Here is a 20,284-nt window from a genome sequence, read left to right as displayed (position 1 = left end):
CGCGTAGTCTTCGGCGGTGGTAAGATACCTTGCGGCCCTGAACTCGGATCGGCGTTTCGGATCGACGCGTTCCTGGTTTTGCGGCAACTTTGGAGACAGAGGTGATTGAGAATGATCCAGAAGGAAAAGAAACAGGCCGTCATCACGGACTATCGGACCCACGAGACGGATACGGGCTCCCCGGAGGTTCAGGTTGCGGTCCTGACCGAGCGTGTGCGCGAGCTGACGGAGCATTTGAAGATTCATAAGAAGGATTTCCACTCCCGCAGAGGCCTTCTCAAGATGGTCGGGCGCCGCCGCAAGCTTCTGCGCTACCTCAAGGAGAAGGACTTCAACCGTTACCGTTCGCTGATCGAGCGTCTCGGGTTGCGTCACTGAGTTTCGCCTTTTTTGGAGGTGTGTCGATCATGAAAAAAGAGCTTCATCCCGTCTATCAGGAGTGCAAGGTGAGTTGCGCCTGCGGCAACTCCTTCACGACCAGTTCCACACAGAAGGAGATTCGGGTGGGCGTTTGCTCCCAGTGCCATCCCTTCTACTCGGGCAAGCGGGGCCGGGTTCTCTCGGAGGCCGGACGTCTCGAGAAGTTCCAGAAGAAGTACGCGGGGATCAACTACGGCCAGAAGACCGAGGTATAAAAAGGGGCGGGAAGCCCCTTTTTCCTTATTAAACATCTTTATTCGCCGACGAAGGACAGAAACGATGTTCTGCAAAGTAACCCTTCTGGCCTCGACTCCAAAGCCGGACGAACTTGTGGCCGCCGCCGCCAGGCTTTGTTACAGGGACGTCACGGCTGCGGACCTCCTCACCGGGGAGACGGAGCTCCTCTCGGAGGATCTGCTGGCGCACATCTGGAGGAGCGGCCATCACTCCCCCTTCGAACATGCCGTCTTCACCTTCGCCGTGGACGGTTTGAGCCGTGTGGCGTCGCACCAGCTGGTGAGGCACCGCATCGCCAGCTTCAGCCAGCAGAGCCAGCGCTACGTCCGGATGGACAAGCCTGACGTCGTCATGCCGCCCTCCGTAGCGGCATGCCCTGAGGCGGCCTCGCTCTTCACACGGCAAGTTCGCTCCGCTCACGAGGGCTATAAGGCGCTTCTTTCGATGGGCATTCCGGCGGAGGACGCCCGTTTCATTTTGCCCCATGGCTGGGAAACCCGTCTGGTATTGACCATGAACGCGCGGGAACTGCATCATTTTTTCCGTCTGCGGCTCTGCCGCAGAGCCCAGTGGGAGATACGGGAGATGGCCCGGCTCATGCTGGCGGAATGCCGAAACGCAGCTCCCGCCCTTTTCCGCACGGCCGGTCCCTCGTGCCTGTTCGGTCCTTGCGTCGAGGCGCGGCCCTGCGGAAGGCCTTACAAGGATATGGAGGATCTTCTTGCGAAAGATTGACATAAGACAACTTTTCTGCGTCGCATTCGGACTCTGGACGGAGGAAGCGCGGCGCATGCCCGTCGGAGGGCAGGCCGTCATCGAGGGCGTGCTCATGAAGGGCAGCGAGCTCTGGGGGCTGGCCGTCCGCAAGCCCGACGGCGAGATCTTCCGGGAGAGCTGGCGCAACAGCTCCCGAGTCGGGAATCGACCCTGGAGCCTGCCGATCCTCCGGGGCGTCGTCGTCATGTGCGAGATGATGGCCACGGGATTTCGCGCCCTTTCCCGTTCTGCGGAAATTGCCCTCGAAGAGACCCAGGAGACGCTCGGACTCAGGGACCTCGTGGTCGCGATAGGAACGGCCGTCCTCGCCGTGATGTTGCTCTTTGTGGCTCTGCCCCTCTGGGCAGCCGACTGGACGGCCAGGCTGTTCTCCCTTTCCCCCCTGGGAGCGAATATCCTCGAGGGAATCGTCCGGGCGGCGGTGTTCGTGGGCTATGTCGGCCTGATCGGACTTTGGTCGGACATCCGTCGGGTCTTTCGATACCACGGGGCCGAGCACAAGACCATCAACGCCTTCGAGGGGGGAATGGAGATGGCTCCCGCCAACATCGCGTGGTGCTCGAGGATCCATCCTCGGTGTGGAACCTCCTTTCTCCTGATTGCCGTCATCGTCAGCATCGCCGTTTTCTCCGCCATCGGCAGCGGGGGGTTCCTGTGGCGGGTCGGTACGCGCGTGCTGCTGATCCCCCTGGTGATCGGCGTCTCCTACGAGATCATCCGCCTCACCGCAAATGCGGGGCCGATCGGCCGTCTTCTGATGGCTCCCGTCCTCTCCCTGCAATACCTGACGACAAGGGAACCCGATCTCGACCAGATCGAGGTCGCTCTGACCTCCCTGAACGTCGCGCTGGGACGGGAGACGTCCGATTCCGCGGCGTCGGAAGCCATCCACAAAAGCGAAACGGAGCGTGACCCCGTATGAATATCGAGCCCAAACTCAAGGCCCTGGAGGAGGACTTTCTGGACATCGAGCGCAGGATGTCCGACCCCGCCGTGGCCTCCGACCCCAGGGAGCTTCAAACCCTGGGGAAGCGCCGGGCCCAGCTCGAGCCGGTGGTGGAAAAGTATCGCGAATACCGTGCCGTCCTTGCCGGCATCGAGGAGGCTCGAGAGCTGCTGAAGAGCGGCGATTCGGACATGGAAGCCCTCGCCCGGGACGAGCTGGAGGCCCTGGAGCCCAAGGTCGAGGGCTTTACCGACGAGCTGAAGCTGCTGTTGCTGCCTCAGGACCCGAACGACGAGAAGAGCGTTGCGGTCGAAATTCGGGCGGGTACCGGGGGGGAGGAGGCCGCCCTGTTCGCCGCCGACCTTTACAGAATGTACAGCCGTTTCTGCGAGCGCCAGCACTGGAGGATGGAGGTCATCGACAGCAACGAGACCGGTATCGGAGGATACAAGGAGATAGCCTTTCGGGTGGATGGCGACGGGGCCTACAGCAGGCTCAAATTCGAGAGCGGGGTCCATCGCGTCCAGCGCGTTCCCGTGACCGAGGCGAGCGGACGCATCCACACCTCCGCCGCTACGGTCGCCGTGCTCCCCGAGGCGGACGATGTCGAGATCGAAATCCGTACCGAGGACCTGAAGATCGACACCTACCGGTCCAGCGGAGCGGGCGGACAACACGTCAACATGACGGACTCCGCGGTCCGCATCACCCACATTCCGACGGGACTGGTCGTGACGTGCCAGGACGAACGGTCGCAGATCAAGAACCGCGCGAAGGCCATGACCTACCTCAAAACGAAGCTTTACGACATCGAGCTCCAGAAGCAGGCCTCCGAACAGGCCTCCGAGCGGCGGGGACAGATCGGATCGGGCGACCGCTCCGAGAGGATCCGGACCTACAATTTTCCGCAGAACCGCATCACGGACCACCGCATCAACCTGACCCTCTACAGGCTCGACGCCTATCTGGACGGCGACCTCTACGAGATGATGGACGCGATGACCCTGGCGGATCAGACGGAGAAGCTGCAGCACCTGGAGGAATGACGGAGGCCCTTCCCGCGCTCGGCCTTCGGGCGCTCCGCGCGGAGATCCGATCGCGGCTCTCTCGTTCCGGGATCGCCAACGCGGGGCAGGAGGCCGACTGGCTGCTCCGTCACGTCTTGAACTGCACCGCCGCCTCCCTCCTGGCCCGTCCGAACGACTCACTCCCCCAGGAGGACCGCAAACGGCTCGAGCTTCTGCTCCTGCGCCGTGAGGCCGGAGAGCCGCTCCAATACCTCTTGGGCAACGCTCCGTTTCGGGGCAGGGACCTCGAGGTGGGGCCCGGCGTGCTCATCCCGCGGCCGGAGACGGAGCTGCTCGTCGACCTGGCACTGGACGTGATGCCAAACGGCGAATTCCGTTTTCTGGACTGGGGGACGGGCAGCGGTTGCATCGCCGTCGCACTTTTGGCGGAGCGGCCGCAGTCCTATGGGTTTCTGGCCGAGAAAAACCCCCTCTCCCTGGCCTGTGCCTGGCGGAACCTCTCGCGATACGGTCTTCTGGAGCGAGCCCTTTTGCTGCACTCCCGGACCCCCGCGGACATCCCCGTCCGTGCGGAGTGCGATCTGGTCGTCAGCAACCCTCCCTACATTCCCACGGAGGCCATTGCAGGGCTCATGCGGGAGGTTCGGGATTTCGAGCCCCACATGGCCCTTGACGGAGGACCGGATGGAATGGATTTTTATCGCGCGCTCTTCGAGGCCGCCTCCGGATGGCTGAAACCGGGGGGGCTGTTGCTGTTCGAGATGGGCGACGCCCGACAGGCACAAGCCCTGCGCGAACCCCCTCAAGGGAAATTTCAATTTTTAAGTGAACTTCCGGATTTATCCGCAATTCCTCGTTGCATGGTCTGGAGATATCGAGGATAATAAAGGGGATTTTTGAGGATTTTTTTAGGGGCTATACCTCGTTTCCTCGGCGTCGAGGGGGCGGGAGTGGAATTCTATACGATTTTCGGTCGAAGGAGACGATGCGTTATGGAGAAGAGAGAGCTTGTCATCATCGGGGCCGGCCCTGCGGGGATGACCGCGGCGATCTACGGGCGCCGTTCGGGGCTGGACGTCCTCTTGCTCGAAAAGGCCGCCACGGGCGGTCAGATCAACATTACGGACGAGATCGAGAACTGGCCCGGCGTTCAGCATTCCACAGGCCCCGATCTGGGCAACATGTTCCGCGAGCACGCTCTTAAGTTCAATACGGAGATCCGCATCGCAGACGTCAAGAAGGTGGAGCTGCGCGACGGTAAGAAGATCGTCGTGACCGACAAGGGCGAGGTCGAGGCCGAAGCCGTGATCGTCGCGACGGGCGCTCATTTCCGCCGTCTGGGCTGCGAGGGCGAGGCCGAGCACATCGGGCAGGGCGTCAGCTTCTGTGCCGTCTGCGACGGGGCCTTCTACGAGGATGAGGAGGTCGCGGTCGTCGGAGGCGGAAACACCGCCGTCGAGGAGGGCGTCTATCTCACCAAATTCGCCTCCAAGGTCTACATCATCCACCGCCGAGACGAGTTCCGTGCCGACCGTGCGGCCATCGAACACGCCATGTCCAACCCCAAGATCGTCCCCGTCTGGAACAGCGTCGTCGAGCGCATCGAGGGCGACGGTGTCGTGGAGAACCTGGTCCTCAAAAACGTCAAGACCGGGGAGCTCTCCGACCTCAAGGTTGCGGGCGTCTTCATGTTCGTCGGCCAGACTCCGGACGACGACTGTGTGAGGGGCCTCGTCAAGGCCGAGAAGGGCGGATGGATCCTGGTCAACGAGCACATGGAGACCTCGGTCGAGGGCATTTTCGCCGCCGGCGACGTCTGCAGCAAACACCTGCGCCAGGTCATCACCGCGGCGTCCGATGGGGCCATCGCCGCGATGGGAGCGTCCGCCTACATCAACGAGCAGCTCCACCTGCGCACCACCCTGCTGGAGCCCGAGAGCGTGACGGCCTTCTTCTACTCCAGCATCGACGAAAAGCAGGTCAAGCTCTCCAGCACCGTGGAGGCCGCCGCCAAGGCAAAGGGCGTCAAGGTCCCCCTGATCGACGGCTACCGCAACGCGCGCATGACCGAAAAACTGGAACTGACGGCCAAGATGCCCGCCCTGGTCGAACTCCACAAGGGCGTAGTGGCAAAGGTCACGACCGTTGGCTCCGATGCCGACGTTCAGAAGGCCCTGGCTTAGCCGTCGCCTCATCCTTTAGAACACCGCGGCGTTTCCACCCCCTTGGGGCGGGGCCGCCGCTTTTTTTGACTTGGAATCGGCAAAGGTTTTCCCCCGAACGGCCGAAAATAGAGCATAGGAGGGGATGCTTTCCATGGAAAACAAAAACAACGCACAGTTCGCCTATCAGGCGACTCAGATATCGACGGCCACGAAGGAACAGTTGCTGCTGATCACCTACGACATCGGCATACGTTCCTGCCGCATGGCGGAGACGGCCCTCGAGGGGGAGGATCATCAGCAGGACCTCGACCTGGCCAACCGTGAAATCATCCGGGCGCAGGACGTGATCCGGGAGCTGATGGTCACCTTGAACACCCAGAAGGGCGGGGAGATGGCCCAAGGCCTCATGCGCCTCTACGATTATATGTACCAGCTGCTCGTGGAGGCGAACGTCAAGAAGCTTCCCGACAACATCCGTACGGTACGAACGCTTCTGGAGGAGCTCAAGGCAACCTGGGAGGAGGCTTTGATGAAGCTCCTCAAGGAGTATCAGGAAACCCATCCCGAGGACGAGGATTTTCGGAAGGCCCTTTCGGAGCTCAAGCAGGAACCGGCGCAGCCCCCCACGCCTCCCCCCTCCCCCAAACCCCAGAAATCCGGAGGATTGAACCTTGCGGGATGATCTCCCGGCCAGAATCAAGAACCTGCTCTCGACGGAGCTGGGCATCTACGCCACCCTCAGGACGATGGTCTCGAGAGAACTGGAGGCCATCGTCCTCAATGAGGACATGGAGGAGCTGCTCCAGATTCTTCAGGAAAAACAGGCACTGATCTCCCGCCTTCAGCTCCTGGCGGATTCCTGGGGCGAAGTGCTTGCCGAGGCGGGAGTTGAGGAGGTGCGCGGGATGGACGGCTTCTGGGACCAGCTGTCCTCCTGTCTGCCCGCCCCATACGCGGACGAGTTCGCCGCCATCCTGCAGGAGACCCGATCCATCTCGGAAGACCTCATGAAAGCCGAGGCACACGCCCAGGAAGCACTGGAAAAGCACGTCGATGAACTGCGTACCAAGCTGGCCTCCATGACCCGAGGACGAGACGCCTTCATCGGTTATACGAAGATGGGAGGGAGTACGTTTGAGCCCTGAAAAAAGGAGAACGAGACGGTGCAGTCTGGCCCTGCTTCTCGTCTTCAGCGCCAGCCTTTGCCTGAACGCCGCCGATCCCGGACTAGCCGCGGCCAAAAAGGCCCCGGCACGCCCCCCCGTATCCGCCGATCAAAAAGCCAAGGACACGGAGATGGCTGCCGATTTGGCCAAGGAACGTAAGATTGGGGAAAGGGCCGTGGCGGAGATCGAGAAAAATTGGCCCCTCTCCGCGGACCCGATCGTCCTTGCGCGCCTTCAGATGATCCTGAACCGTCTCGAACCCCATATGGAACGCCGGATTCCCTACGAACTCCGAGTCGTCAAGACCGAGGCGCTCAACGCCTTTTGCCTTCCGGGCGGCTTCATCTTCTTCACGTCAGGACTTCTCGACCTCCTCAGGACCGATTCCGAGATCGCAGCGGTCATGGCCCACGAGATGATCCACGCGGACCGGAAGCATGGTCTGAAGATGGCCGCCGAGGCCAACAAAATATCCCTCGCGGCCCTTGCCGTCATCTTGTTGAGCGGCGGGGCGACGGCCCCGATCGTCCTGGCCCAGGTGGCCCAAGTGACGATCACCAACGCCTACACGATGGAGTTCGAGAAGGAGGCGGACAGCAAAGGGCTCGACGCCCTCATCGCGTCGGGCTATTCCCCCAGCGGGATGATCACGCTGATGGAGCGATTCATGAACGAGGAGCTGAAGCAGCCGATACGGGACTACGGCATCTACATGGACCACCCCGAATCCGAGGAGCGCCTTCGGACTGCCCTCCAAAAGCTGAAGTCTCTGAACATCGAGGTCCAGCGAAAATATCCCCTGGCCGTACTGCGGACGGCCTTTCGGGAGACGGCCGACCGGCTGGAGCTGACCGTCGACGAGAGACCCGTCTGGGGAGGCAAAAGGAAGCTGGAGGTCCGCAAGGCTCTCGAGGAGACCCGCGCCGTCCTGGACAGCGATTTCCAGATGGAGCTGGCCCCCTACGACCTTCGCCTCGAGGGCGATGCCCTCTATATCGGCAACAGATTGCTGGCTCGAAAAAGGGCGGACATGGACGCCCCTTCCGTCCTTCGCGAACGGTTGCTCGCCGCCCTGGACAGGGCCAGGCGTCAGCACCCGATCGCCAAGTACTTCCAGTAGCCCGCGAAAGGAATCGCCCCTCGAAAAGGCGACGAGCCGTTCTCGTTCGACGGCTCGTCGCCTTTTCGATTCACTCCGCCTCCTCGAGCATATCCAGAAACGCCCGCTCGTCGATCACGGGCACTCCCAGTTCCCGGGCCTTTTTAAGCTTCGAACCGCCTTTGGCGCCAGCGACCACACATCCGGTTCTGGCGCTGACGCTTCCCGTCGCCGTCCCCCCCAAGGCCCGAACCCGCGCCTCGGCCTCGGATCGTTTCATGCTGGAAAGCTCCCCGGTGAAAACAAAACTTTTCCCTGAAAATGCCCCCTCGCCCTTTCGAGCCTCGCCTGCGAAGTTCAGTCCCTTCTCCCTCAATCGGCGCAGCAGATCTCGATTGGCCGGCTCCCTGAAAAAGGCCTCGACCGAGGATGCAATGACGGGCCCCACCCCTTCGATTCCCGCCAGTTCCTCCTCGGAGGCCTCGCCCAGGAGATCCATGTGATCGAAGTGGGCCGCCAGCAGCTCAGCAACACGAGCACCGACATAGCGGATGCCCAACGCAGCGATCAGGGAGGAAAGCGGACGACGTTTCGAGGCCTCCAGGCCCGTCATCAGGTTCTGGGCCGACTTTTCTCCCATCCGGTCCATGGAGGCCCACGCCGACTCCGAAAGCTCGTAGATGTCCGCCAGATCCCGGACCTTGCCCGTATCGACCAGCTGCTCCGCCAAACGCTCTCCAAGCCCACGAATATCCATGCCGGACCGGGAGGCGAAGTAGCGCAGCCCCTCCTTCAGCTGGGCCGGACAGGAGGAACGGTTGGGACAGCGCAGGACCGCCTCGTCCGGCAGCCGTACCGCCTCCGCCCCACACGAGGGACAGCGTTCGGGCATCTTGAAGGGGACCTCGGATCCCGTCCGGTACGACGTCTCGACGCGAACCACCTCCGGAATGATCTCCGCCGCCTTGCGCACCCGCACCGTATCGCCGACCCGGACGTCCTTGCGGCGAATCTCGTCCTCGTTGTGCAGTCCCGCCCTCTGCACCGTCGTCCCCGCCAGCCGTACCGGCTCCAGGTTCGCCACGGGGGTCAAGGCTCCCGTCCTGCCGACGGATATCTCGATACCCAGCACGCGGGTCAGAGCCTCCTCGGGAGGATACTTGTAGGCCACCGCCCAGCGCGGCGCATGGGCGGTGGCCCCGAGCAGGTCCCACAGGGCGATGTCGTCCAGCTTCACGACGACCCCATCCGTCACGTAGTCCAGCTCGAAGCGCTTCTCTCCCCACGCTTCGACAAACTCCTCGACCTCGGTCAAGCCGGCACAGCGTTTCCAAGCGGGCTGAACCGGCAATCCCCGCTCCGCGAGCCAGGGAAGGATGTCGCTCTGACGGGTGATCCCACGCTCCGGAGCATCCACCAGGTAGTACAGAAATATGTCCAGACCCCGTTCCGCCGTGACCGAAGAATTCAGCTGCCGCAAGGTTCCGGCGGCCGCGTTGCGGGGATTGGCGAAAAGGGGCTCCTCCCGCTCCTCCCGAAGTCGATTCAGGTCCTCGAAACGGCTCCGGGTCATCAGCACCTCTCCGCGAACCTCGAGGAGACCGGGCAGGGCACCCTTCAGTCGCAGGGGCAGGGAACGCAGGGTACGCAGGTTCTCGGTGACGTCCTCCCCCACCCGTCCGTTGCCCCGCGTGGCGCCGCGGACAAAAAGTCCGTCCTCGTACAGGAGGGAGACCGCCAGACCGTCGATCTTCATCTCGCAGGTGAACGCCCAGTCCCGAATGCCCGCATCCGGGACGGCCCCCTTCATACGGGCCAGAAACGACGCCAATTCCTCCATGTCGAAGACGTTGTCGAGCGAAAGCATGGGCCGACCGTGCTCGACCTTGCCGAACCCCTCCAGGACCGCTCCGCCCACGCGCCTCGTCGGCGAATCCGACCGGGCGAGCTCCGGATGTTTCCTCTCCAGAGCCTCCAGCTCGCGAAGCAGGGCATCGTATTCCGCGTCGGAGATCACCGGGGCGTCCTGCTCGTAATAAAGGCGCGCGTGGTGCCCGATGCGTTCGTACAATTCCTCCAGCCGCGCGGACTCGGTCTTCTCCCGGGACGGATGGGGATCGGTCATGGCGCACACCTCAAGAGCATCATCCCTTCGGCTTCATCGCGGGGAAGAGGATCACGTCACGGATGGAGCGGGAGCCCGTGAGGAACATCACCAGACGGTCGATACCGATCCCCATGCCCCCCGTCGGAGGAAGCCCCGACTCGATGGCGTTTATGAAATCCTCGTCGAAGACATGGGCCTCGTCGTCCCCGGCCTCCTTCTTGCGCACCTGATCCTCGAAACGCTCCCTCTGGTCCAGCGGGTCGTTCAGCTCGCTGAAGGCGTTCGCCAGCTCCTTACCGCACATGAAGAGCTCGAAACGGTGCGTGTAGTCCGGGTTCTCCGGATCGCGCTTGGAGAGCGGGGAGATCTCCGTCGGGTGTCCCATGACGAAGGTCGGATCCGTGATCTTCTCCTCGCAGAACGCCTCGAACATCAGGTTCAACACGGCAAAACGGCTTTCCGACCCCTTGAGCTCTCCCGACAGTCCCTTCTCCGCGGCAATCCTGCGGGCCTCCTCGTCGGTCCTCACCTCGCGGAAGTCCACGCCGGAATGCTCCTTGACCATATCCAGCATCGTCACGCGACGGAAGGGTTTCTCGAGGTCCAGGGAAACGCCCTGCCACTCGATCCGTAAAGGCCCCACGGCGCGCGCCGCGTTGCGGATGAGTTCCTCGGCCAGGTTCATCATGTCCTCATAGTCCGCATAGGCCCAGTAAACCTCCATCATGGTGAACTCGGGGTTGTGCATGGTGTCGATCCCCTCGTTCCGGAAGTTTTTGCCGATCTCGTAGACCCGGCCCATCATCCCGACGACCAGGCGTTTCAGGTAGAGCTCCGGAGCGATGCGCATGAACATGGGAAGCCCCAGAGCATTGTGGAAAGTCTTGAAAGGGCGGGCATTCGCGCCGCCAGCCAGAACCGAGAGCGTGGGGGTCTCGACCTCCAGGGTCCCATGGTCCTCCAACGTCCTGCGAAAGGAAGCGATGATCCGCGCCCGCTTGCGAAAGACCTCCCGAACCTCGGGGTTGGCGATCAGGTCCGTATAGCGCTGCCGGTAGCGCACCTCGGTATCGGTCAGACCATGCCACTTCTCGGGAAGAGGGCGCATGGCCTTGCTCAGCAGCTTGTACTCCTTTACAAGAATCGTCAGCTCTCCGCGTCGCGTCCGGCAAGGATGCCCGACCACGCCGATCCAGTCTCCGGTGTCGACCCATTTCTTCAGAAACTCGTAGGGGGCCTCGCCCAGCTCGTTGACCTGGAAATAAAGCTGCATCCGTCCCTCCTCGTCGGCCAGGTCGGCGAAGGTCGCCTTGCCTTGCCGCCGGAGTGTCATCAGGCGCCCAGCCGTCCGAAGCGTCACGGCATGGTCCACCTGATCCGCCTCGAGGTGCGAGAACCGTTCCACAATAGTTTTCAGGGAATCCCTGCGCTCCCATTTTTCCACCACGTAGGGATCGTATCCCTCCTCATCGCGAAGACGCAGGAGCTTCTCAACCCTCTGCCGAACGATCTCGTTGTCGGCCGCATCCAATTGCCCCATCCCAACCAAGTCGGGCCTCTCCGTGTTGCTGTCCACGTACCTGTTCTCCTTTCCCGGGCTCCCACGTTCCCGGACACGTATTTTAGCCGAAAGCGATCGGGCGCTTCAGCCTGCGATCCGTAAAGACTGATCGTCAGGTAAGGTCAGACACTCCGCGCCGGTCTCGGTGATGATGTAATCATCCTCGATGCGCAGCCCTCCCCACCCTTCGATGTAGATGCCCGGCTCTATCGTCACGACATCCCCAACCTGAAGGACGTCCCGGGAGAGAGCCGACAGACGCGGGGCTTCGTGAATCTCCAGTCCCAGACCGTGCCCCAACCCATGGACGAAGTCCTCCCCGTACCCGGCATCCGTGACGACCTTCCGCGCCACCGCGTCGACGTCCCTGCCCGCAACACCCGGACGAAGGGCGGCGGCGGCCTCTCGATGAGCCTTCAAAAGGATGTCGTTGAGCTCGAGAGCCCTCGGCTGAGCATGCCCGACGGCGAAGTTGCGGGTTATGTCGCACATGTATCCATCCACCATGACTCCGTAATCGAGGGTCACGGTCTCCCCGAGCCCGAACGGCTTTCGGGTGGCCCGGGCGTGGCACATGGCGCCCCGAGCCCCCGAGGCGACGATAAAATCGTCGTGTGCCCATCCCTTCTCTCCACCCAGCTTCTTGATCTCGCAGAGCAACTGGCTCTCGAAGTCGGCCTCCGTCATACCGGGCTCCACCCGTTCGAGCATCAGATCGTAGGCCTTGCGGGCGATGACCGCCGCTCGTCGTATGGCATCGGCCTCCGTCCTGTCCTTGGAGCGGCGCAGGGAGGGAATAAACGCCGAGGCATCCACCCATCGGGTGGAGAGGGGGCGAAAAAACGCCTCAAAGAGCCCATGCGATATCCTTTCCGCCTCGAAAGCCACCGAACGCCATCCCCGCTCGGAAATCGCCTTGGCCACGTAAAGCGGAAGGGGCAGCGCCTGGACGGTCAGGGAAAAGGGAGACTGTTCCACGGCCTGGGTTCGATAGCGTCCGTCCGTAATCAGGCGGGCGTCCTCCTGATCGATGATGAGAGCGGCGCTGCTGCCGCGGAAGCCCGAGATATAGTGGCAACTCTCCGAGTTGAGGCGCTCCAGGACAAACAGGACAAAGGCGTCCGCATCCCTCTCACGCATCAGGCCCCTGAGTTTGCTCAAGCGCTGATTTATGGCATCGAAGGCCATAATATTTCCCTCTCCCTCCCAGAAAATGGTTTCACCACGAAATTCTACAGTATTCTAGCAGAGGGAATGCCAATCCGCTGGCCGCATAAAAAATGGGTCGCAGCGCAACGCTGCGACCCATTCCCTATCTCTACGGACACCCGACCCGCTACTTTGCATCGTCGGGTTTCCATTGCTCCAGAAAGACCAATTTGCCGTCCTTGGCCTCGAAAACCGAGGCAGGCTTGTTCAGTGGATTGTGGGTTGCCTTGTCCACGCTCCAGCTGAAATGCGTCACTTGAAGATTCTGCGTGTTTTCGATCGCATCCTTGATGGCAGGACCCTCGGCAACCCCCGCCGTCTCGATCGCATGGGCAAACATCGTCATCACATCGTAAGCGTAGACGGTATTTGAAATTTCCGTCGCTTCCTGACCAAACTCTTCCTTATACCTTTTCTTCATGGCATCAAACATAGGATCGTCGATATTGACGCTATTCACCCAGAACGTCCCATCCAAAGCCTTGCCTGCGATCTCGGCGATATTAGGGCTGTACCCGTCCCCGCCCATAAAGAAGGGCTTCCAGTCCAGCTCCGCGGCCTGTTTGATGACCAGCCCCATCTCCTTGTAGAGCATCGTCAGCGCTATCGCGTCCGCCCCCCACTCCCGAGCGGAGGTCAGCTGCGCCCGAAAGTCCACGTCTCCTCCCCGGAAGGCCCAGAACTTGTTCTCGACCCCCAGTTCATCGGCCGTCTTCCTGACGAACTCCGTCAGCCCCTCGGAGTAGGCGTCCCCCACGTCGCCGAGAATCGCCAGCTTCTTGGCGCCGCATTTCTTGATGAGATAATCCGCAATGACTCTTCCCTGATAGGGATCCGTGTATGTTATACGGAACATGTAGGGACGGACCTTGCCCGTGTTGGGATCGACCGTAACGGCTGGGTTCGTCGCCGACGTAGCGATGACGGGGACTTGCCCCTTCTCGGCAATGGGCGCGACCGCAAGCTGAATGCCGCTGTAGTTGCTGCCTCCGATGGCGACGACCTTGTCGTCGTGAATCAAGCGGCGTATCGCGTTGACCGCCTCCTCCGGCTTTCCCTTGATGTCGTAGCAGATCAGCTCGAGCGGACGCCCCAGGAGCCCGCCCCTTGCGTTGACATCCTTGACCGCAAGAAGCGCCCCGTCGCGTTCGTGTTGGCCCCACGTGGCCCCCTCTCCGGTCAGCGTCGCCATATAGCCGATCTTAATCGGTTCGGCGGCAAAGCCCACCGCGCCCCCCAGCAGGAAGAGCAGCACAAACATCCCCAGCAGCATGCCAAACCCGTTCCATCGTTTCATCGAAGTCCTTCCCTCCATCGTTCAAGATAGGATCTCGTTCGGACCCCAACCTTCGCCGCTTCGCCTCGAAGGTTTGAGGGTGATTATATTATGTTTCACAAAACATCTCAATAGTAAAATATATTTTTGGATGGATCAACGACGATTTTCCCTCCCTCGAATGGCGCAGAACAGTTTGCGACAAAGTCCGGTATAATCGTGGCATGCCGGAAAGTCCGGTCCTGAAATTCAGCACGTTTTCGAGAGGAGCGGATGAAATGCCCCTTAAGCGTATGCCCGTTCTTGCGGTCACCTCGTTTCTTGGCCTCCTCGTTCTCTGCGCCGCCGCCGCGGGAGCCCCTCTCCCCAACCGTTTGGGGCCCTGGACGGCATCGTCCCGGGATACGGTGCCCTTCCGAACGGCCTCCGAGGATTTGGGCACCTGGCACAATCGCGTTTATGCACGCCACGCTCCGGCCGCCCGAATCGAGGCCGTCCTTATGGAGGGAGCCGGGCCGGGAACGCTCCGTGTCCCCCCCAAAAAGGTCGACGCCGTCGACCTTCCGATCGGATTCGGCTCGCGCTATCGCACAATCGAGATCGCGGGACACCGTGCCATCCTGGAGGACCAGGATCTCCTGGGGCTGGCCTTGGCCATCGAGCTGGGAAAGGACAGGACCCTCACCCTGGAGAGCGCCGGGACGACTCGGGAGGAACTGATCGAATTTGCCGAGAAGATGGTCGGAGCCCTGACGAAACGGTGACCTCCGAAGCCTGCTCCGACTTGGGGACGAGAACCACGCCGCCCATCGGGCCGTCTTCCAGGGCGGCCCTTTTGCATTTTCGTGGCGGACCCGTATAATTGGAGGTTGGACAGGCATTTTTGCCCGCCGTTTTCCGGGCGATTGCAAAAATCCCTTTGGAAGTCGCCTCGCAAAACCGCATATCATTAAGAGAGGGTTCAGCCCCGAAAGGAAACAGACTCATGAAGACCTATCCCATCGCACTGGTGCCCGGCCCCGTCTCGGTGCCACAGAAGATCCGTGAGGCATGGCTCACCGATTTCGGCAGCTCCGATTTGGAGGCCGATTTTTACGAGCTGTACGCCCGGAACCAGGGGCTCGTGCAAAAACTGCTGGAGACCAAGGAAAGCGTTGTGATCACGTCCGGAGAGGCGATGTCCATTCTGTGGGGCGGCGTCAAAAGCGCCCTGAGGCCTGGCGAAAGACTGCTGGCCGTCGCATCCGGCCTCTTCGGCGAGGGGTTCGCGGAGATGGCCCGCGCCATCGGCGCGGAGGCCGAGATTGTTGCGGCCCCCTACGACGATCTTCCCGACCCTCGGAAGGTCAGGGAGGCGGCCCGGCGTTATAGACCGCAACTGATCACGGCCGTGCACTGCGAGACCCCGAGCGGCACCCTCGCTCAAAATCTGAGGGAGCTGGGCGAGATCGCACGCGAGGTGGACGCCCTGTTCCTCGTCGACTTCGTCTCCAGCGGGGGCGGGGTCCCTGTAGAGGTCGACAGGAACCTCATCGATATCGGTCTTCTGGGGAGCCAGAAGGTGCTTTCCCTTCCCCCCTCCCTCTCCGTCTCCACCGTCTCCTCCCGCGCCTGGAACGTCTTCGAACGCGTGGGGTACAGCGGGTACGACGCCTATCTGCCCTGGCGCAAGGTCCCCGAGGTGCATGCCCTGCCCTATACTCACGACTGGCAGGGCATGACGGCGCTCAACATCGCCCTCGAAGCCATCATGGAGGAGGGGCCGGAAAACGCTTATGCCCGCCACGCCCGTGCCGCACATCTCTGCCGTACGATGGGACTCGAGATGGGACTTACGCTCTTCCCCATGCGCGAGGAGATCTGCTCCCCCACCGTCACTGCCTTCAACATCCCGGATGGCTGGACGTGGAACGAGCTCGACTCCGCCTTGAGAAGCAGAGGGCTCGTGGTCGGCGGAAACTACGGTCCGCTGGACGGACGGGTGTTTCGTATCGGACACATGGGCAGCCAGGCGGACGAGACCCTGGTGGCAAAGGGCATGGGAACGCTTGAAGCGGTTTTGAAAGGGCGCTGAACCGAAGGGAGAGGATCGCGGTGAATATCTCGCCGGATATTTTCAGGGAATACGACATTCGCGGGGATGCGGATCGGGACCTGACCGACAATGTGGTGGAGGCGATCGGTCGGTCCTACGGCGCTTGGTTGAGGGAAAAGGGGGTCGATCGCGTCTCCGTCGGAGGGGACGTGCGGCTCTCGACCCCACGCATTCGAGCCGCCGTGACCCGAGGACTCGTCTCGACGGGAACCGATATCGTCGACATCGGGACCGTCACGACTCCCATACTTTACTGGAGCCTGCACCACCTGCATCTGAAGGGCGCCGTCATGATCACGGGCAGCCACAATCCGTCGAACATGAACGGCCTGAAGCTGGGCTACGACAACGCGACGCTCTGGGGCGACGACGTGCAGGCGATACGGCGGATCGCGGAATCGGGCACTTGGCCCCAAGGATCGGGGTCGGTGATCCGTCGGGACATCACGGACGAATATCTGGCGATGCTCGCCTCGAAGTTCAGGCCCTTTTCCCGCCGCTTCAAGGTCGTCTGCGACAGCGGCAACGGGGCCGCCGGCCCCGTCGCAGGGCGCTTTTTCGAGTCCCTGGGCTGCGAATGCACCCCGCTCTACGGGGAGCCGGACGGGCGTTTTCCCAACCATCACCCCGACCCGCAGAAACGCGAAAACCTTCAGGATCTGATCGGGAAGGTCCGCGCGACGGGGGCGGATATCGGCTTTGCCTTCGACGGCGACGCGGACCGTCTGGGCGTGGTGGACGAACATGGAGAGGTCGTGTTCGGCGACCGGCTGATGGCCCTCTACTGGGCCGAGATCCTCAAGGCCCATCCGGGCGCCGAGGCCATCGTCGAACCCAAATGCAGCATGGCCCTGCCCGAGGAGATCGAGCGCCTGGGAGGGCGTGTCCTCTTCTGGAAGTCCGGCCACTCCGTCATCAAGGCAAAAATGCGTGAGATCGGCGCCCCCTTCGCCGGCGAGCTCTCGGGACACATGTTCTTCGCCGACGAATACTACGGGTTCGACGACCCGTTCTACGCGGCCGGACGCCTCCTGAGAATCCTCTCCGCCACGGGAAGAACGCTCTCCGAACTGATGAGCTCCATTCCCCTCTACCCCGCCACGGAGGAGGCCCGGATCGACTGCCCGGACGCCCAGAAGTTCGACGTCGTCCGCCGCATTCAGGAGAAGGCCCTCGAGGCCTACGAGGGGTTGACGCTGGACGGAATCCGCATTCTCTATCCGGGCGGCTGGGGGCTGATCCGAGCCTCCAACACCCAGCCCGTCGTCACGACCCGCTGCGAGGGCAAGGACGAGAAGACCCTGGCGTTTATCATGGAGGACGTCAAAAAGCGGCTGCGCGCGGAAGGCCTTCCGGACTTCACATGGACGTTCTGAACTTCGTCCGGTCCCAGAGCGGTTACGGCAACATTCTGTTGCCGCGCGGATTGCCCTTGCCCCTCGACCTGGAAGGCCTGTCGCAGAGCAGGGGCCGGGTGGAGCTGGAGATCGGCTTCGGCAACGGGGAATACACGGTGCGCCACGCCGAGGCGAACCCGGACGTCCTTCTGTTCGGCATGGAGGTCTCGCCAGCCTGCGTCCTGCGTTGCGCCAAGCGATCCAGGGGATTGAACAATCTGAGGATCATACGCACGGACGCCCGCTACATGATGAAGGAGCTTTTCAGGGATGCCTCCCTGGACAAGGTCTACATGAACTTTCCCTGCCCCTGGCCCAAGAAGCGCCACGCACACCGCCGCGTCACCGCGCGGGAATTCACCGACGACCTCGCGGCGGTTTTGAAGACGGACGGCATCTTCGAGCTGGTCACCGACGACGAGCCCTACGCTCAGGAGGTCCGCAAGCGGCTCGACGCTCATGAGGCGCTCTCGCTCCGTCAATACGAGATGAACCCCGAACGCCCCGTCACGACGAAGTACGAGCGCAAATGGATGGAGCAGGGGAAGGCGATCCACAGGCTGACCTTTGCCAAGACCCGGGATTTTACGGTATCACGACGGACCTGGAGGGATGCGGAGATGCACATCAAAACGGGACACCCCCTGAACGAGGAACGCATCGCGGCGCTCGAGGGCACCTCGGGGCGCAGCGACGACGCCCGTTGGGCCTTCGGCCGTTACTACGCCGATCCCAAGGGGAGCCGGTGCTTCCTCATCGACACCTTTTCCACGGACGACGAGTTCGAGCAGCGCTATTACCTGAAGGTCTCCGAGCGCGACGGGGACACGCTGGTCCGGCTGGACGGGACGGGCAACGCCTTTCTGACCCCCGCGGTCCGATGCGCTGCCGAGGATCTGGCCCGTCGTCTGGGGCCGAACGAGGAGGTTTCTTGAAGGAGGCTCGCCCCACCTCCGGCCGGGTGCTCTCGGCCCTGTTCAATATCCTGGGGTCCATGGAGGGGCTGAGTTTTCTCGACCTCTTCGCGGGAACGGGACGCGTGGGGCTCGAAGCGCTGAACCGGGGAGCCGAGGCCGTGGTGTGGGTGGAGTCCGTCCGTTCGCGCGCTCAGGCCATCGAGCGCGCGGTTGCCCGTGCCCCCTCGGGAGAAACGGCCGTGTTGGGGCTCGAGATACGGCGCGCTGTCGCTTGGCTGAGGAAACGGGAACGGACTTTCGACATCATCTTCGCGGATCCCCCCTACCACGAGGGATGGGGCGAGGCCCTGTTGGGCCTCAGGGGGCTCTCCGCTCTCCTTGCCCCGGAGGGGATTCTGGTCGTGGAGCACTCGGTTCGGGAACCGCTGGCCATCCCGTCGGAGTGGTGTCTGGACACCGGCCGGGACTACGGAGAGACGCGACTGACGTTCCTCGGCTCCGCGAAAAAAGGCCGAACGACAAGCTCCGTCAAGGAGGAATGACCCATGAAACGCACCGTTCGGGCCGTATATCCCGGCTCGTTCGACCCGATCACCAACGGGCACATCTACATCGCCGAGCGGGCCGCCGCAATCTTCGACGAGGTACGGGTCAGTATTCTGGTCAACCCTCAGAAGCATTCCACCTTCAGCGTCGAGGAGCGGCACGCCATGGCCCGGGAAGCACTGAGCTATCTCCCGAACGTCACGGTCGACCATTTCACCGGACTGCTGGTCGACTATTTGAGGCAGGAGCGCTCCCGAGTCATCATCCGCGGGCTGCGCGCGATGTCCGACTTCGAGTACGAGTTCCAGATGGCCCTGATGAACCGCCAGCTCGCCCCGGAGATCGAGACGTTTTTCATCGTGACCGACCCCAAGTATTCGTACCTCTCCAGCAGCGTCATCCGGGATATCTTCCAATTCGGCGGCACGGTGCACGATATGGTCCCTCCGGGGGTCTTCCGCCGCCTGAGGGAGCGTTTCCCTCCCATTTCTCAAGGGAGGGATCCCCGCAGGAACGGTCATGCCTGAGCTTTCTCTCCCCGACCTTTTCCCCCTTCCCCGCTCCCTATACCTCTCGGGCGCGGTTCGGGTCGCGCGTGAGCTGCTGGGCAAAGCCCTGGTACACGACAGCGCGGAGGGGCCGGCATCGGGAATTATCGTGGAGACGGAGGCCTACGCCGGGCCTTCGGATGCCGCCTGCCACGCCTTCGGACTTGTATCGGCGCGCCCGGGGCACCGAACGGAGGCGATGTTCCGTGTCGGGGGACACGCCTATATCTACCTGATCTACGGGATGCACCACTGCTTCAACGTCGTCTCGGGCCCTGAGGACGTCCCCGAGGCCGTCCTGATCCGGGCCCTCGAACCGCTCTTCGGACTCGAGCTCATGGAAAGGCGCCGGGGGACGAAGGACAGGCGCAAACTGTGCAGCGGTCCCGGCAAGCTCTGCCAGGCCCTGGGCATCTCGCGGGATCAGAACGGCCGGGATCTGACGGAGGGGGCTCTGTTCGTCGCGGAGGGGAGGAGGATCCCCGACTCGAGCGTCGCCGCAACGCCTCGCATCAACGTGGACTACTCCGGTGAGGCCGCCGGCTATCCCTACCGATTCGTCGTAGAGGACAGCCCGTTTTTGTCCACCCGGCGCTTTCTGAAAAAATGCCGATCCGATCGATCTTCCGGGGAGGGAGGACATCGCGCCTCTTTCGTCGCAAAGCAAAATCTGCTCTTTATTGAACCCTGAGCTCCGACTGCCGTTGTTTCGGCTTCTCTTTGGTCGCTTGCGTGCCCGCGGTTTCGATTCTCCTCAAAAAAGAGACATCCTCCCAAGGTAAAACGTGCG

The 20,284-nt window shown here is 62.3% G+C and carries 21 protein-coding genes; 17 read left to right on the top strand and 4 right to left on the bottom strand.

All coding sequences use genetic code 11. The features are described from left to right. Positions 1 to 111: 111 nt before the first annotated feature. The 10 genes from rpsO to EII26_RS01960 all read left to right on the top strand — a co-directional run bounded on the left by rpsO (position 112) and on the right by EII26_RS01960 (position 7,859). Positions 112 to 378 carry a 30S ribosomal protein S15 gene (gene rpsO, locus EII26_RS02005; protein WP_124887468.1) on the top strand — a complete coding sequence of 89 codons (267 nt, stop codon included), beginning with the start codon at positions 112 to 114 and terminating at the stop codon, positions 376 to 378. 29 nt (positions 379 to 407) lie between these two features. Then, positions 408 to 635, top strand: coding sequence for a 50S ribosomal protein L31 (rpmE, locus tag EII26_RS02000; RefSeq protein ID WP_124887467.1), 228 nt, complete (start codon positions 408 to 410; stop codon positions 633 to 635). A gap of 64 nt (positions 636 to 699) precedes the next feature. Beyond that, complete coding sequence (gene thyX, locus EII26_RS01995) at positions 700 to 1,392, top strand: FAD-dependent thymidylate synthase (RefSeq protein WP_124887466.1); 693 nt, start codon at positions 700 to 702, stop codon at positions 1,390 to 1,392. Further along, the gene (locus EII26_RS01990) at positions 1,379 to 2,356 is read left to right on the top strand and encodes a DUF1385 domain-containing protein (RefSeq protein ID WP_233572547.1); all 978 of its coding nucleotides are present in this window, start codon (positions 1,379 to 1,381) and stop codon (positions 2,354 to 2,356) included. Before thyX ends, EII26_RS01990 begins: the two co-directional genes overlap by 14 nt. Continuing rightward, positions 2,353 to 3,426, top strand: a complete 1,074-nt coding sequence (prfA, locus tag EII26_RS01985; RefSeq protein ID WP_124887464.1) for a peptide chain release factor 1 — start codon at positions 2,353 to 2,355, stop codon at positions 3,424 to 3,426. The genes EII26_RS01990 and prfA overlap by 4 nt, the downstream gene beginning before the upstream one ends. Then, positions 3,423 to 4,292, top strand: coding sequence for a peptide chain release factor N(5)-glutamine methyltransferase (prmC, locus tag EII26_RS01980; RefSeq protein ID WP_124887463.1), 870 nt, complete (start codon positions 3,423 to 3,425; stop codon positions 4,290 to 4,292). Before prfA ends, prmC begins: the two co-directional genes overlap by 4 nt. Before the next feature lie 108 nt (positions 4,293 to 4,400). Further along, positions 4,401 to 5,591, top strand: coding sequence for a thioredoxin-disulfide reductase (gene trxB, locus EII26_RS01975; RefSeq protein WP_124887462.1), 1,191 nt, complete (start codon positions 4,401 to 4,403; stop codon positions 5,589 to 5,591). 133 nt (positions 5,592 to 5,724) lie between these two features. After that, positions 5,725 to 6,255: a flagellar export chaperone FliS gene (gene fliS / locus EII26_RS01970; protein ID WP_158612102.1), complete on the top strand. Its 531-nt coding sequence runs from the start codon at positions 5,725 to 5,727 to the stop codon at positions 6,253 to 6,255. Beyond that, positions 6,245 to 6,718, top strand: coding sequence for a flagellar export chaperone FlgN (gene flgN, locus EII26_RS01965; protein ID WP_124887460.1), 474 nt, complete (start codon positions 6,245 to 6,247; stop codon positions 6,716 to 6,718). Before fliS ends, flgN begins: the two co-directional genes overlap by 11 nt. Further along, positions 6,708 to 7,859 (top strand): M48 family metalloprotease, encoded by a 1,152-nt coding sequence (locus tag EII26_RS01960; RefSeq protein ID WP_124887459.1) that lies wholly within the window; start codon positions 6,708 to 6,710, stop codon positions 7,857 to 7,859. Before flgN ends, EII26_RS01960 begins: the two co-directional genes overlap by 11 nt. A 70-nt stretch (positions 7,860 to 7,929) precedes the next feature. Here the strand turns inward: EII26_RS01960 and ligA are convergent, their stop codons facing one another. The 4 genes from ligA to EII26_RS01940 all read right to left on the bottom strand — a co-directional run bounded on the left by ligA (position 7,930) and on the right by EII26_RS01940 (position 14,012). After that, positions 7,930 to 9,963, bottom strand: a complete 2,034-nt coding sequence (gene ligA / locus EII26_RS01955) for an NAD-dependent DNA ligase LigA (protein WP_124887458.1) — start codon at positions 9,961 to 9,963, stop codon at positions 7,930 to 7,932. A 19-nt stretch (positions 9,964 to 9,982) separates the two neighbouring features. Next, on the bottom strand, positions 9,983 to 11,485 hold the full coding sequence (gene lysS, locus EII26_RS01950) for a lysine--tRNA ligase (RefSeq protein WP_124887530.1): 1,503 nt from the start codon (positions 11,483 to 11,485) through the stop codon (positions 9,983 to 9,985). A gap of 105 nt (positions 11,486 to 11,590) precedes the next feature. Beyond that, complete coding sequence (locus EII26_RS01945) at positions 11,591 to 12,667, bottom strand: M24 family metallopeptidase (RefSeq protein ID WP_233572546.1); 1,077 nt, start codon at positions 12,665 to 12,667, stop codon at positions 11,591 to 11,593. A 175-nt stretch (positions 12,668 to 12,842) separates the two neighbouring features. Further along, complete coding sequence (locus EII26_RS01940) at positions 12,843 to 14,012, bottom strand: ABC transporter substrate-binding protein (RefSeq protein ID WP_124887456.1); 1,170 nt, start codon at positions 14,010 to 14,012, stop codon at positions 12,843 to 12,845. 257 nt (positions 14,013 to 14,269) lie between these two features. On the opposite strand from EII26_RS01940, the gene EII26_RS01935 reads away from it, so the two are divergent. The 7 genes from EII26_RS01935 to EII26_RS01905 all read left to right on the top strand — a co-directional run bounded on the left by EII26_RS01935 (position 14,270) and on the right by EII26_RS01905 (position 20,185). After that, a complete protein-coding gene (locus tag EII26_RS01935) occupies positions 14,270 to 14,755 on the top strand; it encodes a hypothetical protein (RefSeq protein ID WP_124887455.1) in 486 nt (161 codons plus the stop codon). Between the two features lie 221 nt (positions 14,756 to 14,976). Then, a complete protein-coding gene (locus EII26_RS01930; RefSeq protein WP_124887454.1) occupies positions 14,977 to 16,065 on the top strand; it encodes a pyridoxal-phosphate-dependent aminotransferase family protein in 1,089 nt (362 codons plus the stop codon). Between the two features lie 20 nt (positions 16,066 to 16,085). Then, positions 16,086 to 17,462, top strand: a complete 1,377-nt coding sequence (locus tag EII26_RS01925; protein ID WP_124887453.1) for a phosphomannomutase/phosphoglucomutase — start codon at positions 16,086 to 16,088, stop codon at positions 17,460 to 17,462. Continuing rightward, positions 17,450 to 18,418 carry a tRNA (guanosine(46)-N7)-methyltransferase TrmB gene (gene trmB, locus EII26_RS01920; RefSeq protein ID WP_124887452.1) on the top strand — a complete coding sequence of 323 codons (969 nt, stop codon included), beginning with the start codon at positions 17,450 to 17,452 and terminating at the stop codon, positions 18,416 to 18,418. The genes EII26_RS01925 and trmB overlap by 13 nt, the downstream gene beginning before the upstream one ends. Further along, positions 18,415 to 18,942, top strand: coding sequence for an RsmD family RNA methyltransferase (locus EII26_RS01915; protein WP_233572545.1), 528 nt, complete (start codon positions 18,415 to 18,417; stop codon positions 18,940 to 18,942). Before trmB ends, EII26_RS01915 begins: the two co-directional genes overlap by 4 nt. Positions 18,943 to 18,945: 3 nt before the next feature. Next, entirely contained in the window at positions 18,946 to 19,473 is a 528-nt protein-coding gene (gene coaD / locus EII26_RS01910) for a pantetheine-phosphate adenylyltransferase (protein ID WP_124887450.1), read from the top strand. Next, positions 19,466 to 20,185 carry a DNA-3-methyladenine glycosylase gene (locus EII26_RS01905; RefSeq protein ID WP_124887449.1) on the top strand — a complete coding sequence of 240 codons (720 nt, stop codon included), beginning with the start codon at positions 19,466 to 19,468 and terminating at the stop codon, positions 20,183 to 20,185. The genes coaD and EII26_RS01905 overlap by 8 nt, the downstream gene beginning before the upstream one ends. Positions 20,186 to 20,284 lie beyond the last annotated feature (99 nt).

The sequence above is a fragment of the Fretibacterium sp. OH1220_COT-178 genome (assembly GCF_003860125.1).
GTDB lineage: Bacteria > Synergistota > Synergistia > Synergistales > Aminobacteriaceae > CAJPSE01.
The sequence above is the reverse complement of the archived record's forward strand: the minus strand, read 5'-3'. Positions and strand labels throughout refer to the sequence as shown.

What these genes read in the sequence shown, in the direction of transcription:
- rpsO (WP_124887468.1), top strand. Translation starts at nt 112, where the DNA reads ATGATCCAGAAGGAAAAGAAACAGGCCGTCATCACGGACTATCGGACC.
- rpmE (WP_124887467.1), top strand. Translation starts at nt 408, where the DNA reads ATGAAAAAAGAGCTTCATCCCGTCTATCAGGAGTGCAAGGTGAGTTGC.
- thyX (WP_124887466.1), top strand. Translation starts at nt 700, where the DNA reads ATGTTCTGCAAAGTAACCCTTCTGGCCTCGACTCCAAAGCCGGACGAA.
- prfA (WP_124887464.1), top strand. Translation starts at nt 2,353, where the DNA reads ATGAATATCGAGCCCAAACTCAAGGCCCTGGAGGAGGACTTTCTGGAC.
- prmC (WP_124887463.1), top strand. Translation starts at nt 3,423, where the DNA reads ATGACGGAGGCCCTTCCCGCGCTCGGCCTTCGGGCGCTCCGCGCGGAG.
- trxB (WP_124887462.1), top strand. Translation starts at nt 4,401, where the DNA reads ATGGAGAAGAGAGAGCTTGTCATCATCGGGGCCGGCCCTGCGGGGATG.
- fliS (WP_158612102.1), top strand. Translation starts at nt 5,725, where the DNA reads ATGGAAAACAAAAACAACGCACAGTTCGCCTATCAGGCGACTCAGATA.
- ligA (WP_124887458.1), bottom strand. Translation starts at nt 9,963, where the DNA reads ATGACCGATCCCCATCCGTCCCGGGAGAAGACCGAGTCCGCGCGGCTG.
- lysS (WP_124887530.1), bottom strand. Translation starts at nt 11,485, where the DNA reads ATGGGGCAATTGGATGCGGCCGACAACGAGATCGTTCGGCAGAGGGTT.
- EII26_RS01940 (WP_124887456.1), bottom strand. Translation starts at nt 14,012, where the DNA reads ATGAAACGATGGAACGGGTTTGGCATGCTGCTGGGGATGTTTGTGCTG.
- EII26_RS01935 (WP_124887455.1), top strand. Translation starts at nt 14,270, where the DNA reads ATGCCCCTTAAGCGTATGCCCGTTCTTGCGGTCACCTCGTTTCTTGGC.
- EII26_RS01930 (WP_124887454.1), top strand. Translation starts at nt 14,977, where the DNA reads ATGAAGACCTATCCCATCGCACTGGTGCCCGGCCCCGTCTCGGTGCCA.
- trmB (WP_124887452.1), top strand. Translation starts at nt 17,450, where the DNA reads ATGGACGTTCTGAACTTCGTCCGGTCCCAGAGCGGTTACGGCAACATT.
- coaD (WP_124887450.1), top strand. Translation starts at nt 18,946, where the DNA reads ATGAAACGCACCGTTCGGGCCGTATATCCCGGCTCGTTCGACCCGATC.
- EII26_RS01905 (WP_124887449.1), top strand. Translation starts at nt 19,466, where the DNA reads ATGCCTGAGCTTTCTCTCCCCGACCTTTTCCCCCTTCCCCGCTCCCTA.